The following is a 13,174-nucleotide window of genomic DNA, read 5'->3' as shown; positions in this document are numbered from 1 at the left end:
TCGCTGTATATCGAATCGAGGTATGTCATGGTCAGACTGGCGCTGCCGATCTACGTGGAACTGCTGACCGCCGTGGTCGCGGTGGGCGTGATCGACCTGCTGTGGGTCTCGGGGCTCGGCGCGGAGGCCATCGCCGCGGTGACGGTGGGCACGACGGTCGAGTACCTGGCGTACGGGCTCTTCCTGGCCGTGCCGACCGGGGTGACCGTGCTGACCGGCCGTCGCGACGGGCGGGCCCCGCTCGGGCCGGTGGTCAGGGCGGGGTGGTTGCTGTGGGCGGTGTTCTCCGCGGCCATCGCGGTGCCGGGGGTGCTGCTGCACGAGCCGCTGGCGGCGCTGTTCACCGATGACGGCGGGCAGACGGCCGGTTTCCTGCTGGTGCTGTTCGCCGGGATGCCCGTCTACTTCGCCCAGACGGTGGTGGACGGGGTGCTGAAGGGGCTGGGCGACACCCGGCGGCCGATGCGGCACGCGCTGCTGTGCAACGCGCTGGTGGTGGCGCTGGACCCGGTGCTCATCTACGGGCTCGGGCTGGGCGTGCGGGGGGCCGCGCTGGCCACGGTGCTGGCCCGCGTGGTCACCCTCGCCGTAGCACTGCGCACGCTGCTCAGAACGCTGGCCACCCGCCCGGCGACCATGAGCGACGCGACGGGTGGTGCGGTGGGCGGTCCCGCAAGTGGCATGGCGGGCGGATCGGCGGGCGATCCAGCGGGCGATCCGATAGGCGGCCCGATGAGAAGCCCGGCGAGCCTCGCGACGGGCGACGCGATGAGTAGCGCGGCGGACGGTCCGGCAGGCGATCCGGTGGGCGACGCGATAGGTAGCGCGGCGGACGGTCCGGCAGGCGGTCCGGCAAACGGCGTGATGGGTGGCCCGGCGGGCGGTGCGATGGGGGGTGCCGCAGGTCAGGTGGTGTGGGTCGGGGGGCCGATGGCGGGGGATTTTCTGGCTCGGGCGCTGGTCGGGATGGCGCTGGTCGACATCGTGGCCGGGTTCGGGACGGCCGAGCTGGCGGGGTACGGCGTCGGGCAGAAGGTGATGCTGGCCGGGGTCATGGTGTTCTACGCGCTGCGGCAGGCCGCGCTGATCCGCACCGCGCGCGGTGAGCCGGCCGGGCGGCCGCTGGTCACCGGCCTGGCGGCGGGTGCGGTCGTGGCGGCGGTGCTCAACGTGGTGGCCGAGCCGGTCGCCGGGATGTTCGCCGGCGACCCGGCAGCGGCCGTGGGTTTCCTGCGCTGGATGACGCTGTATCTCGTGCCGTTCGGCGGCCTGATCTCCGTCGGCGGGGTGCTGCAGGCGAGCGGCAGGGGCGGGCGGCTGCTCGCGGCGACCCTGGCGGGCTTCGCGGTGCAGCTGCCCCTCGCCTACCTGCTGAGCGCCCGGCTGGGCGTCACCGGGGTGTGGCTGTCGATGGCGGCCGGGGCGGCGCTCAGCCTCGCAGGCGCGACAGCGCGGCGCGGATCCGCTCCTTGGCGCGCTCGCGGCCGAGCACCTCGATCGACTCGAACAGGGGCAGACCGACCGTCCGGCCGGTGACCGCCACCCGGACCGGGGCCTGGGCCTTGCCCAGCTTGAGCCCGTGTGCGCCGCCGACGGCCTCCAGCGCCTCCTTGAGCGACTCGGGGTCCCAGCTCACGGTGTCGAGCCGGTCGAGGTAGCCGGTGAGGATCTCCTCGGGGGCGTTCTTCATCGCCTTGTCCCAGGAGGCCTGGTCGAACACCGGCTCGTCCAGGAACAGGAAGTCGACGTTCTGCCGGATCTCCGACAGCACCCCGACGCGGGTCTGCGCCAGCGGCGCGACCTTGCTGAACAGCTCACGGTCCCAGGACGGGTCGAGGTAGGGCAGGCAGCGCTCCTCGAACGTCTCCAGCGGCAGCGCCCGGATGTATTCGCCGTTGAAGGCGCGCAGCTTCTTCTCGTCGAAGAACGCGCTGGAGGAGTTGACGTCCTCCAGCCGGAACAGCGGCACCATCTCCGACCACGGCATGATCTCGCGGTCGTCACCCGGCCCCCAGCCCAGCAGCATGAGGTAGTTGACCATGGCCTCGGCGAGGTAGCCCTCGGCGCGGTAGTCCTCCAGGGCGACCTTGTCGCGGCGCTTCGAGAGCTTCTTGCGCTGCTCGTTGACGATCACCGGCAGGTGGGCCCAGACCGGCGGGGTCGCGCCCAGCGCGGGCCAGAGCAGCTCCTGCTTGGCGGCGTTGCCGAGGTGCTCCTCGCCGCGCACCACGTGGGTGATGCTCTGGGTGATGTCGTCGACCGCGTTGGCCAGCACGTAGAGGGGCGAGCCGTCGGTGCGGGCGATGACGAAGTCTTCCTGGGCCTCGTTGGGGAACTCGACGTTGCCCCTGATCAGGTCTTCGACCACGGTCACCCCGTCGTCGGGGGTGCGGAAGCGGACCGCGCCCGCGGTCAGCCCGCGCTCGCGGCAGTGGCCGTCGTAGCCGCGGTGCTCGGAGCCGGTGCGGGCGACGAGCCGCTCGCGGGTGCAGTCGCAGTAGTAGGCGCGGCCGTCGGCCAGCAGCTTGGCCACCGCCTCGCGGTGCTGCGGCTCGAACGCCGACTGGAAGTAGGGGCCCTCGAACGCCGGGTTGGTGCCGTTGACGCCGATCCAGTCGAGGGCGGAGATGATGCCCTCGGTCCACTCGGGACGGTTGCGCGAGGCGTCGGTGTCTTCGATGCGCAGCACGAACCGGCCGCCGGACTGCTCGGCCAGCGCCCAGTTGAACAGGGCCGTGCGGGCGCCGCCCACGTGGAACATGCCGGTCGGGGACGGGGCGAAGCGCACCCGTAGATCAGTCACGTGCGACCACCTTGTTCGTGAGAGTGCCGATGCCTTCGATGCCGACGCTGACCTCGTCGCCGATCTCCAGCGGACCGACGCCCGCGGGCGTGCCGGTCAGGATCACGTCGCCGGGGATCAGCGTCATCACCGCGCTGACGTAGGCGACCAGAGCGGGGATGTCGTGGATGAGCTGGCTGGTGCGGCCGCTCTGCCGGATCTCGCCGTTGACCGTGGTGGTCAGCGCCAGGTCGGTGGCGTCGAGGTCGGTCTGGATCCACGGGCCGAGCGGGCAGAAGGTGTCGAAGCCCTTGGCCCGGGTGAACTGGACGTCCTTCTTCTGCAGGTCCCTGGCGGTCACGTCGTTGGCGCACGTGTAGCCGAAGACGACGTCCTTGACCCGCTCGACCGGCACGTCGCGGCAGAGCCTGCCGATGACCACGGCCAGCTCGCCCTCGTGGTCGACGCGGTGGGACAGCGACGTCGGGTAGGCGATCGACTCGCCGTGGCCGATCACCGAGGTGGACGGCTTGATGAAGATCAGCGGCTCGTCGGGCACCTCGTTGCCCATCTCACGGGCGTGCTCGGCGTAGTTGCGGCCGATCGCCACGACCTTGCTCGGCAGCATCGGGGCGAGCAGCTTCACCTGGGACAGCGGGAACCGCTCGCCGGTGAACTGCACCTGGTTGAACGGATGACCGGCGACGGCGGAGACGAACTCCTCTCCGGGGCCGCCTTCGACCACGCCGAACGCCACGCCTTCGCCTGCGGAGAACCTCGCTATACGCACCCGACAAGGCTATCGCCGACACCGGCGGGGTCTGCCCAATGAGGGGGTCGCCCCCGTGATTTGCTTGTCGGGCAAACGCCGGAACGTCCTGGAGGAGCTCCCGTGTCCGTGGTGAAGATCAACGTGCTGACCGTGCCCGCCGAGATGCGCGAGACGCTGGAGAAGCGTTTCTCGAACCGGGCGGGCCTGGTGGAGTCGGCCGACGGGTTCGAGTGGTTCGAGCTGCTCCGCCCGGTCGAGGGCACCGACCAGTACCTCGTCTACACCCGCTGGCGCAGCGAGGAGGACTTCCAGCGCTGGCAGGAGAGCCAGGCCTTCCAGCGCGGCCACGCCCAGGCCGCCGCGGAGCGCGGCGGCGAGGGCCACGGGCACGGTCAGGGTCAGGGTCAGGGTCAGGGGCACGGACACGGCCAGGGCCCGGCCGCGTCCGGCTCCGAGGTGTGGACGTTCGAGGTGGTCCAGCACGCCGCTCCGGCGTCCTGAGCACCGGCCTGGATCAGAGGCGGTCCAGCGGGTTGGCGGCGATCCGCTCGATCGCGCCGCGCCGCAGGAAGGACCCGGCGATGCTCGACGGCTTGCGCCGCCCCTGCTCGCTGAGGCACCCGGCGAATTCCTTGGCCAGGTCGAGCCGCGGGTGGCGGCGCAGCACCTCGTCACGCACGCCCGGCGGGATGTCGTCGGTGCGCCGTCCCGAGATGTCCATGCCGGTCGACAGCTCCAGCAGGTGACCCTCCGGGTCGCGCTCGACCGGCACCTCGTCCCACATGTGCCGGACGATCACCTCGGCGGCGCGCACCCGCCGCTCCTCCGGCCACCCGGCGCCCGCCGTGAACGCCCAGGCCAGGTGGCCGCCCGCCTCCTCGAACGGCACCGTGTGGCTGTCGAACTCCGGCGTCAGCCCCATGTCGTGCAGCATCGCCGACACGTACAGCAGCTCCGCGTCGAACGCGATGCCGTTCGCCTGCCCGTAGGCGGCGGCGAACAGGTAGGCCCGGATCGAGTGGTTCATGAGCGAGGGCGTGTGGTACTTGGCCGCCACCTCGCGGGCGGCGTGGCATACGGGGGTGTCCGGAAGCACGATGTCGTCGTATCTCATGTCATTCAGCATGTCCGACGGCGAGCCGCGGCGGAGGCATCGGGCGGCTAACGATCGAGCGCCCGACTTGACCTGGTGATCGGGATTCGGACAGCATGATTCACCCCCACCCCTTTGGTCCGAAAGGAACAGGCGTGCGCCGCCTCGCGATCCCTCTTGCCCTCACGCTCGCCCTCGGCGTCGCCGGGAGCCCGGCGCAGGCGGAGGCCCCCGTCAAGCGCACCGCCGAGTGTCAGGGCGACTGGCTGCCCGGCACACCGACGGCCGACGACGTGATGCGCGGCGAGATCTCCCTGGTCGGGCTGCCCGCTTACAAACTGGGCAAGAAGATCAACTGGGGCGCGAGCCCGTACCGGAACCGCTCGTGGGAGTACGTCTACCACTCGCTGCGCTGGATGGGCACGCTCGTCGTCGAGTACGAGAACACCGGCGACAAGCGTTTCCTGGAGCGCGCCAAGGAGATCACCAAGGACTGGGTGGCGAACAACAAGCACGGCGCCCGCGGCACCGAGGCGTACGTGTGGAAGGACCACCCGGTCTCGCTCCGCACCCAGCCGCTGATCTGCCTGAGCAAGCACGTGAACGAGGGCTGGCTGAAGGAGAGCCTGGCCGTGCACGCCAAGCTGCTGTCGGACGCCCGGCTCTACAAGAAGGGCCACAATCACGGCATCGACCAGGACATCGCGCTCATGGCCATCGGCTGCCGCTACGGCCGCAAGGACTGGTCCAACCTGGCGTCCCGGCGGCTGACCGGCACGGTGAAGCTGGACGTCGACTCCCAGGGCGCGCTGATGGAGCAGGCCCCGCGCTACGCCGTCTACGTGTACGGCAGGCTCCAGGTGGCGATGACGAACATGAAGGCGTGCGGCCGCGCGGTGCCGGGCGAGATCAGCAAGCGGGCCGAGGCGCTGAAGGACTTCATCGCCCACTCCACCCAGCCCAACGGCTACATGGTGCCCATCGGCGACGGCAGCGCCGAGACCGAGCCCAAGATGGAGACGGGCACGCCGAAGCAGAAGGTCCGCACGTACCGGGCCGGGTACGTCTACGGCCGCACCGACTGGGACAAGCGCGACTCGGCGTACTACTCGATCAGGTACGGCCCCGGCATGAAGTATCACGGCCACGAGGACCACCTGGGCGTCACCTACTACGCGCAGGGCCGCGACATCCTCGTGGACGGCGGCTTCCACTCCTACGAGAAGACCGCGTACCGCTACTGGACCCTCTCCCCCGAGGCGCACAACGTGCCGACCGTGGTGGGCCAGCGGTTCCGGCCGCGCACCGCGAGCAAGCTCGACAAGACGAGGTACGGCAAGGACCGGCAGGCCTTCCGGCTGTCCGACCGGGCCTACGGCGTCACCCGCACCCGGTCCGTGCTGGTCAACCACGGCGAGGACGTGATGGCGGTGCTCGACACCGCCTCGGGCGGGAAGAAGGCCCGCAACCTGTGGCGGTTCGCCGAGGATCTGAAGGTGATCTCGAACAAGGGCGGCCGGGTCGTGCTCGGCGACGGCTCGTACAAGGTCACGCTGGTGCAGTTCTCCTCGTGCCGGCCGGTGAGCGGGCAGAAGGTGGAGCGGGGCGGCAAGCTCGGCTGGGTGTCGCCGACCTACCTGTCGAAGAAGCCCGCCAGCGTGGTGGTCTCGCCCGCCGTGACGTCGCTGCTGACGATCGTGGTGCCGGGCACCGACGACCCGAAGGTGTCGTGCTCGGGCGGGAAGGTCAAGGTCAACGGCGTGACCTTCTCGGCCAAGCTCCTCTAGCCGCCGGGGCGCCGCCGGACCTCCGGCGGCGCCGTCGGGGTGATCAGCAGTCGTGCCCGGCGCGGAGCAGGCCGTACGTGACCGCCTGCTCCAGCGCCTGCCAGGAGGCGTCGATGATGTTCTGGCCGACGCCGACGGTGGACCACTCGGTGGCGTCGTCGCTGGAGGTGATGAGCACGCGGGTGATGGCGCCGGTGCCGTGGGTGCCTTCGAGTATGCGCACCTTGTAGTCGACCAGCTCCACCTTGGCCAGGTCGGGGTAGAGCTTCTCCAGCCCCAGCCGGACCGCCTTGTCCAGGGCGTTGACCGGGCCGTTGCCCTCGCCGGTGGCGACGATCCGCTCGCCCTTGGCGTGCAGCTTGACGGTGGCCTCGCTGACCAGGTCGCCGCCCTTGGTGTGCTCGACGATGACCCGCCAGGACTCGACCTCGAAGTGGCGCCTGCGCTCGCCGTGCACGGTGTCGCGCAGCAGCAGCTCGAACGAGGCGTCGGCGGCCTCGAACGTGAAGCCCTTGGACTCCAGGTCCTTGACCCGGTCGACCAGCGTCTTGGTGTTGCCGGGGGTGAGCTCGTAGCCCAGCTCGCGGCCCTTGAGCTCGACCGACGCGCGCCCGGCCATGTCGGAGACCAGCATGCGCATGTCGTTGCCGACCTCGGCCGGGTCGATGTGCTGGTAGAGGTTCGGGTCGACCTTGATGGCGCTGGCGTGCAGGCCGGCCTTGTGGGCGAACGCCGAGGCGCCGACGTACGGGGCGTGGGAGTTGGGGGTGACGTTGGTGACCTCGGTGATCGCGTGCGCGATGCGGGTCATGTCGGCGAGCGCCTGCGCCGGCACCAGGTCGAATCCCCGCTTGAGCTGGAGGTTGGCGACCACCGTGAACAGGTTGGCGTTGCCGGAGCGCTCGCCGTAGCCGTTGGCGCAGCCCTGCACGTGGGTGGCGCCCGCCTTGACGGCGGCCAGCGTGTTGGCGACGGCGCAGCCGGTGTCGTCGTGGCAGTGGATGCCGACCCTGGCGCTGGTCTGGACGGCGTTGTGGACGATCTCGGCCAGCTCGTCGGGGAGCATGCCGCCGTTGGTGTCGCACAGGGCGATCACGTCGGCCCCGGCCTCGGCGGCGGTCCTCACCACCTCCAGCGCATAGGCTGGGTTGGACGTGTAACCGTCGAAGAAGTGCTCGGCGTCGAGGAAAACGCGCTGACCCTCCGCACGAAGGTGAGAGACCGTGTCGCGGATCATCGCGAGGTTCTCCTGGAGAGTCGTGCGGAGGGCCAGCTCCACGTGCCGGTCGTGACTCTTGGCGACAAGGGTCACGACCGGCGCGCCGGATTCGCGCAGAGCGGCGACCAGAGGGTCGTCGGCCGCCTTCACACCTGCCCGGCGGGTCGCGCCGAACGCGGCAAGCTGCGCGTGCCTCAGGTCGAGCTCTGTTTGAGCCCGCCTGAAGAACTCGGTGTCCTTGGGGTTGGCGCCGGGCCAGCCTCCTTCGATGAAGCCGACGCCCAGCCCGTCCAGGTGGCGTGCGACAGCGAGCTTGTCGGCCACCGTGAGGTTGAGGCCCTCTTGCTGTGCACCGTCACGCAGCGTCGTGTCATAGACGTGGAACCGGTCGTCGGCCATGGTTTCTCTTTCTGAGAGTCGAGGAAAACAAAAAGACCCCTCACGGACGTGAGAGGTCTGCGCGCTGGCGGTGTCCCTGCGTTAGCCAGCGCGCCTGCCGATAATGAGCAGACCGTAGAACATGGTGCTAACGAGTCTGCCACACGATTGCAGTGCCCTGGACACCGATCTCAGAGTTCGGGACGGATTTTGTCAGACGGTTACGCCGTCACCGCCCGTGATGGCCTTCTCCAGCGCGGCCGGGTCGAAGACCTCGTTGCCGAGCACCCGGCCGTCGAGCATGACGGTCGGGGTGCCTTCGAGGCGGATGCCGGCGGTGTCGCGCAGGTGGGCCTCCGCGTACGCCTGGGAGGTGACGCAGGACTCGGCGGAGGCCGCGCCGGCCTTGCGCGCGGCGGCCGTCAGCTCCTCCACGGTGAACCCGGACGCCACGCCGTGCGGCGCCGGCTGCATCGCGTACAGCTCGTCGCGGAACGCGAGCCAATTCGACTCGGGAACGCAGCGGGCGGCCGCGGCGGCCCTGACGGAGTTCGAGCGGGACGGCTCCTGCTGGAAGATCGTGACGGGGTGGTAGACGACCTTGACCTTGCCCTCCCTGGCCAGCCGCTCGATCGTGTCGTCGACCCGGGAGTGCAGCTCCTTGCAGACGGGACATTCGAAGTCCTCGTACAGGTCCAGCACCGGCGCGTCGCCGCCCCGGTCGGCCAGCACCATGGACCCGTCGGCCTGTCGCATCAGCCGCACGCCCTCGGCCGCGGGCCCCTGCTGGACCAGCGTCACGATGGCCATCACGGCAAGGACCGCCACGGCGGCCACCACGGCCGCCACCCTCTTGTTCATCCGCCCTGCTCTCGTACGCCGATCGCGGAGACCCTACCGGAACTGGGAACATAGGTGTTATCCGGCACCATCCGGCCAGAATCACCCCATGAAGGCATTCGTCCTCGATCAGGCCATCGCCCGGTACATCCTCGACCACTCCACGCCGCCCGACCCGCTGCTGCGCGAGCTGGCGGCGGAGACCGCCGCGGCCACCGGCGAGGCCGCCGGGATGCAGATCTCCGCCGACCAGGGCACGTTCCTGACGATGGTCACCCAGCTCATGGCGCCGGAGGTGGCCGTGGAGGTGGGGACGTTCACCGGCTACTCCTCGCTCTGCATCGCCCGCGGGCTGTCCGGCGGCACGCTGCACTGTTTCGACGTGAGCGAGGAGTGGACGGCGATCGCCCGGCGCTACTGGGAACGGGACGGTGTCGCCGACCGGATCACGCTGACGATCGGGCCGGCCCTGGAGTCGCTGCGGGACTTCGCCGGGCCGATCGACCTGGCCTTCCTGGACGCCGACAAGCCGAACTACCCCGGCTACTACGAGCTGCTCGTAAGCAAACTGCGGCCGGGCGGGCTGCTCATGGTGGACAACACCCTGTGGACCGGCTACGTGGCCGACCCGGACAGGAACGACCGGGCGACGGTGGGCATGCGCGAGTTCAACGACCTGGTCAGCGAGGATCCCCGGGTCACCGTGGTCATGCTGCCGGTCGCGGACGGGCTGACGCTGGTCCGCAAGCGGGTGTCACCCGGCTGACGAACAAGAGGGAAAATGTCGCCTCGGTGTGTCCTTCTGGCGGGGCCCCGTTCGTAGACATGGCACCAGCACGACAGAAGGAGCGAGAACCATGAAGTACATGCTGCTCATCAACAGCCCCGGCGCCGACGAGGCCGAGGAGGGCTGCGAGGCGTCGTTCGACGACTGGACCGCCTACGACAAGGCCGTGCACGAGGCCGGGATCTTCGTGTCCGGCCACTCGCTGGCCGACCTGGTCACCGCGACGACCGTGCGGGTCGACGCCAAGGGCGAGCGGACCATCACCGACGGGCCGTTCGCCGAGACCCGCGAGGTCCTCGGCGGCTACTACGTGATCGACGTGCCCGACCTCGACGCGGCGCTCGACTGGGCGGCCCGCTGCCCCGGCGCCACCGGCGGCGGCTCGGTGGTGGTGCGGCCGATCGCCGACTTCGAGGGCTGACGGTCATGACCGGCCCGGACGTCGAGTCGGTGTTCCGCGAGGAGCGCGGCCGGCTGCTCGCCGCGCTCGTGCGCCGCTTCGGCGACCTGGACCTGGCCGAGGAGGTCACGTCCGAGGCGATCGAGGCCGCGCTGGTGCGCTGGCCGGTCGACGGCGTGCCGCCCAAGCCGGGCGCGTGGCTGATGACCACGGCCCGGCGGCGGGCCGTGGACAGGCTGCGGCGCGACCGGACGTACGCCGCCCGGCTGGCTCTTCTGCAGGTGGAGGCCGACCGGGCGGCGCCCCCGCCCGCCGGCGCGGGCGGCGACCTGCCCGACGAGCGGCTGCAGCTCTTCTTCACCTGCGCCCACCCGGCACTGAACGCCGAGGACCGCGGGGCGCTGACGCTGCGCTGCCTCGCCGGGCTGGCCACCCCGGAGGTCGCGCGCGCCTTCCTGGTGCCCGAGGCCACGATGGTCAAGCGGATCGTACGGGCCAAGAAGAAGATCCGTGAGGCGCGCATCCCGTTCCGCGCCCCCGGCCCGGAGGAGCTGCCCGACCGGCTTCCCGGCGTGCTCCAGGTCATCTACTCGATCTTCACCGAGGGGTACGCGGCCAGCGCGGGGCCGGACCTGCAACGGCTCGACCTGGCCGAGGAGTCCATCCGGCTGGCCCGGATCCTGCGCCGCCTGCTGCCCGCCGAGCGCGAGGTCGCGGGCCTGCTCGCGCTGATGCTGCTGATCCACGCCCGGCGCGACGCCCGCACCGGCCCAGGCGGCGAGCTGGTCCTGCTCGACGAGCAGGACCGGAGTCGCTGGGACCGCACGATGATCGAGGAGGGCCGCCGGCTGGTGCACGTCGCGCTCACCGGCGGCCCGCCAGGCCCGTACGGGGTGCAGGCCGCGATCGCCGCGCTGCACGACGAGGCCGCGGACGTCGCGACCACCGACTGGCCGCAGATCGTGGCGCTCTACGACGTGCTGCTCGCGCTCGCGCCCTCACCGATCGTCGAGCTCAACCGGGCCGCGGCGGTCGCCCTGCGCGACGGCCCCGAGGCGGGCCTGGCCCTGCTCGACGCGCTGGCCGGGGAACCGCGGCTGCGCGGCTACGCCCCCTACCCGACGGCCCGCGCCGACCTGCTGCACCGGCTCGGCCGCTTCGCCGAGGCCGCGGCGGCCTACCGCGAGGCGCTTGACCTGGCCGGCACCGAGCCCGAACGCGCCCACCTGCGCCGCCGCCTGGCCTCCGTCACCTGACCTCCGCCCGGCCATTGTCGGCGCCGCCCCGGCCACGCGAGAATACGCTCGGTCACTGAGCGATCACCGAGGAGGCGAGGGCGGATACATGATCAGGCCTGTCGAAGAGCGCTACCGCACTGTCCGGGACCTCTTCCCGGAGCTCCGCATCGAGCTGGTCAACGGCCGCATCGTGGTCAACGAGCCCGGCACCTGGCAGCACAACACCATCATCGCCCAGGTGCTCGCCCAGCTCTCGCCGGTGGTGTGCGAGCGGGGCTGGGAGATCTGGCCGAACATCACCGTCCATCTCGGCGCCGAGGCCGACCGGTACGTCCCCGACCTGACGATCGTGTCGCAGGAGCCGGTGATGGAGACCGACGAGGCCGTCCACGGAGCCAGCACCGTGCTGCTGGTGGACGTGGTCTCGGCCGGCAACGCCTACGACGACCACGTGGTCAAGCCGATGGGCTACGCGCCCGCCGGGGTGCCCCTCTATCTGGTGATCGACCCGTTCCAGCGGCTGCTCAAGCTCCACAGCGAGCCGGGGCCCGGCGGCTACACCCGCGAGACGGTGGAGCCGGTGGGGGCCCCGCTGCCCCTGCCGGCCCCGTGGGACTGCCTGCTCGACACCACGAGGCTGCTGAACCTCTGACGGCGGGCACCGGGGCGTCCCGGTGCCCGGTCCACCCTCAGATGATCTTGTGGACCCAGTTGTGGGTGTCCGGGCGCGCGCCGTACTGGATCCCGACCAGCTCCTCGCGGACCCGCATCGTCACCGGCCCCGGCGTGCCCTCGCCGACGGTCCAGGCGCGGTCGGCGCCCTTGACGGACCCCACCGGCGTGACGACCGCCGCCGTCCCGCACGCGAACACCTCGGTGAGCTCGCCGGACTCGCACCCGGCCTGCCACTCGTCGACGGTGATGGAGCGCTCCTCGGCGCGCAGCCCGAGGTCGGCGGCGAGGGCGAGGATGGAGTCGCGGGTGATGCCGGGCAGCAGGGTGCCGGTCAGCGCCGGGGTGACGAGCTTGTCGCCGAAGACGAAGAACAGGTTCATCCCGCCCATCTCCTCGACGTACCGGTGCTCGGCCGCGTCCAGCCAGACCACCTGGTCGCAGCCGTTCTCGACGGCCTGGCGCTGGGCCACGAACGCGGCCGCGTAGTTGCCGCCGCACTTGGCGAAGCCGGTGCCGCCGGGGGCGGCGCGGGTGTACTCGGTGGACAGCCAGACGGAGACGGGCTTGATGCCGCCGGTGAAGTAGGACGCCGCGGGCGAGGCGATGGCCAGGTAGCGGTAGGTCTTGGAGGGCCAGTTGACGCCCAGCCCGACCTGGGTGGCGATCATGAAGGGCCGCAGGTAGAGGCTGTGGCCCTCGGTGGTCGGCACCCACTCCTTGTCCGTCTGGACGAGGAGTTCGAGCGACTCGACGAACGTCTCCTCGGGCAGCTCGGGCATCGCCATGCGCACGGCGGAGCGGTTGAACCGCGCGGCGTTGGCGTACGGCCTGAACACCACCACCGAGCCGTTGACCTGACGGTAGGCCTTCAGCCCTTCGAACAGCTCCTGGGCGTAGTGGAAGACGGACGTCGCCGGGTCGAGGGTGAGCGGCGCGTACGGCTCCAGGCGGGCGTCGTGCCAGCCCTCGCCCTCGGTGTAGTCGATCGAGACCATGTGGTCGGTGAACACCTGCCCGAAGCCGGGACTCGCCAACACCTGCTCGCGCTCGGCCGCGGTGCGAGCGTGGTCGGATAGCTGCACGTCGAAGCTGAGCTTCTGAGCGATGGTCATGACGCGGGTCCTTCTCTCTACGGTTCCTGCGGGTGCTGCCGCGAAGGGGCAGTCCGTACTTCCTATTGTCTCGCCATTTGGGATGGCAAGG

General features: G+C 70.8%; 13 protein-coding genes. 7 read left to right on the top strand and 6 right to left on the bottom strand.

Annotated features, from left to right (window positions below):
- Positions 1-27 precede the first annotated feature (27 nt).
- Positions 28-1,536, top strand: coding sequence for an MATE family efflux transporter (locus ACGFI7_RS19285; RefSeq protein WP_393406071.1), 1,509 nt, complete (start codon positions 28-30; stop codon positions 1,534-1,536).
- On the opposite strand, the gene gltX is transcribed toward ACGFI7_RS19285, so the two are convergent.
- Together gltX and ACGFI7_RS19275 are read right to left on the bottom strand one after the other, a co-directional pair.
- On the bottom strand, positions 1,430-2,803 hold the full coding sequence (gltX, locus tag ACGFI7_RS19280) for a glutamate--tRNA ligase (RefSeq protein WP_393406069.1): 1,374 nt from the start codon (positions 2,801-2,803) through the stop codon (positions 1,430-1,432). The genes ACGFI7_RS19285 and gltX overlap by 107 nt on opposite strands.
- On the bottom strand, positions 2,796-3,572 hold the full coding sequence (locus ACGFI7_RS19275; protein ID WP_393406067.1) for a fumarylacetoacetate hydrolase family protein: 777 nt from the start codon (positions 3,570-3,572) through the stop codon (positions 2,796-2,798). Before ACGFI7_RS19275 ends, gltX begins: the two co-directional genes overlap by 8 nt.
- A gap of 102 nt (positions 3,573-3,674) precedes the next feature.
- Between ACGFI7_RS19275 and ACGFI7_RS19270 the strand changes: the two genes are divergently transcribed.
- Positions 3,675-4,055 (top strand): antibiotic biosynthesis monooxygenase family protein, encoded by a 381-nt coding sequence (locus tag ACGFI7_RS19270; protein WP_393406065.1) that lies wholly within the window; start codon positions 3,675-3,677, stop codon positions 4,053-4,055.
- Between the two features lie 13 nt (positions 4,056-4,068).
- Here the strand turns inward: ACGFI7_RS19270 and ACGFI7_RS19265 are convergent, their stop codons facing one another.
- Positions 4,069-4,668, bottom strand: coding sequence for an HD domain-containing protein (locus tag ACGFI7_RS19265; protein ID WP_393406063.1), 600 nt, complete (start codon positions 4,666-4,668; stop codon positions 4,069-4,071).
- Between the two features lie 134 nt (positions 4,669-4,802).
- On the opposite strand from ACGFI7_RS19265, the gene ACGFI7_RS19260 reads away from it, so the two are divergent.
- Positions 4,803-6,434: a heparinase II/III family protein gene (locus tag ACGFI7_RS19260; RefSeq protein WP_393406061.1), complete on the top strand. Its 1,632-nt coding sequence runs from the start codon at positions 4,803-4,805 to the stop codon at positions 6,432-6,434.
- A 43-nt stretch (positions 6,435-6,477) separates the two neighbouring features.
- On the opposite strand, the gene cimA is transcribed toward ACGFI7_RS19260, so the two are convergent.
- Together cimA and ACGFI7_RS19250 are read right to left on the bottom strand one after the other, a co-directional pair.
- Positions 6,478-8,052 (bottom strand): citramalate synthase, encoded by a 1,575-nt coding sequence (gene cimA, locus ACGFI7_RS19255; protein WP_393406059.1) that lies wholly within the window; start codon positions 8,050-8,052, stop codon positions 6,478-6,480.
- Positions 8,053-8,244: 192 nt separating this feature from the next.
- Complete coding sequence (locus ACGFI7_RS19250; RefSeq protein WP_393406057.1) at positions 8,245-8,892, bottom strand: DsbA family protein; 648 nt, start codon at positions 8,890-8,892, stop codon at positions 8,245-8,247.
- A gap of 88 nt (positions 8,893-8,980) precedes the next feature.
- Here ACGFI7_RS19250 and ACGFI7_RS19245 point away from each other — a divergent pair, with 88 nt between their 5' ends.
- The 4 genes from ACGFI7_RS19245 to ACGFI7_RS19230 all read left to right on the top strand — a co-directional run bounded on the left by ACGFI7_RS19245 (position 8,981) and on the right by ACGFI7_RS19230 (position 11,948).
- A complete protein-coding gene (locus ACGFI7_RS19245; RefSeq protein ID WP_393406055.1) occupies positions 8,981-9,637 on the top strand; it encodes an O-methyltransferase in 657 nt (218 codons plus the stop codon).
- Between the two features lie 91 nt (positions 9,638-9,728).
- On the top strand, positions 9,729-10,079 hold the full coding sequence (locus ACGFI7_RS19240) for a YciI family protein (RefSeq protein WP_393406053.1): 351 nt from the start codon (positions 9,729-9,731) through the stop codon (positions 10,077-10,079).
- Positions 10,080-10,084: 5 nt separating this feature from the next.
- On the top strand, positions 10,085-11,314 hold the full coding sequence (locus ACGFI7_RS19235) for an RNA polymerase sigma factor (protein ID WP_393406051.1): 1,230 nt from the start codon (positions 10,085-10,087) through the stop codon (positions 11,312-11,314).
- An 88-nt stretch (positions 11,315-11,402) separates the two neighbouring features.
- Entirely contained in the window at positions 11,403-11,948 is a 546-nt protein-coding gene (locus tag ACGFI7_RS19230; protein WP_393406049.1) for a Uma2 family endonuclease, read from the top strand.
- 37 nt (positions 11,949-11,985) lie between these two features.
- Here the strand turns inward: ACGFI7_RS19230 and ACGFI7_RS19225 are convergent, their stop codons facing one another.
- Complete coding sequence (locus ACGFI7_RS19225; protein WP_393406047.1) at positions 11,986-13,083, bottom strand: branched-chain amino acid aminotransferase; 1,098 nt, start codon at positions 13,081-13,083, stop codon at positions 11,986-11,988.
- Positions 13,084-13,174: the final 91 nt, after the last annotated feature.

Origin of the sequence: Nonomuraea sp. NPDC048826 (assembly GCF_043198225.1) — a bacterium.
GTDB lineage: Bacteria > Actinomycetota > Actinomycetes > Streptosporangiales > Streptosporangiaceae > Nonomuraea.
This window is presented reverse-complemented; position numbering and strand designations above follow the sequence as displayed.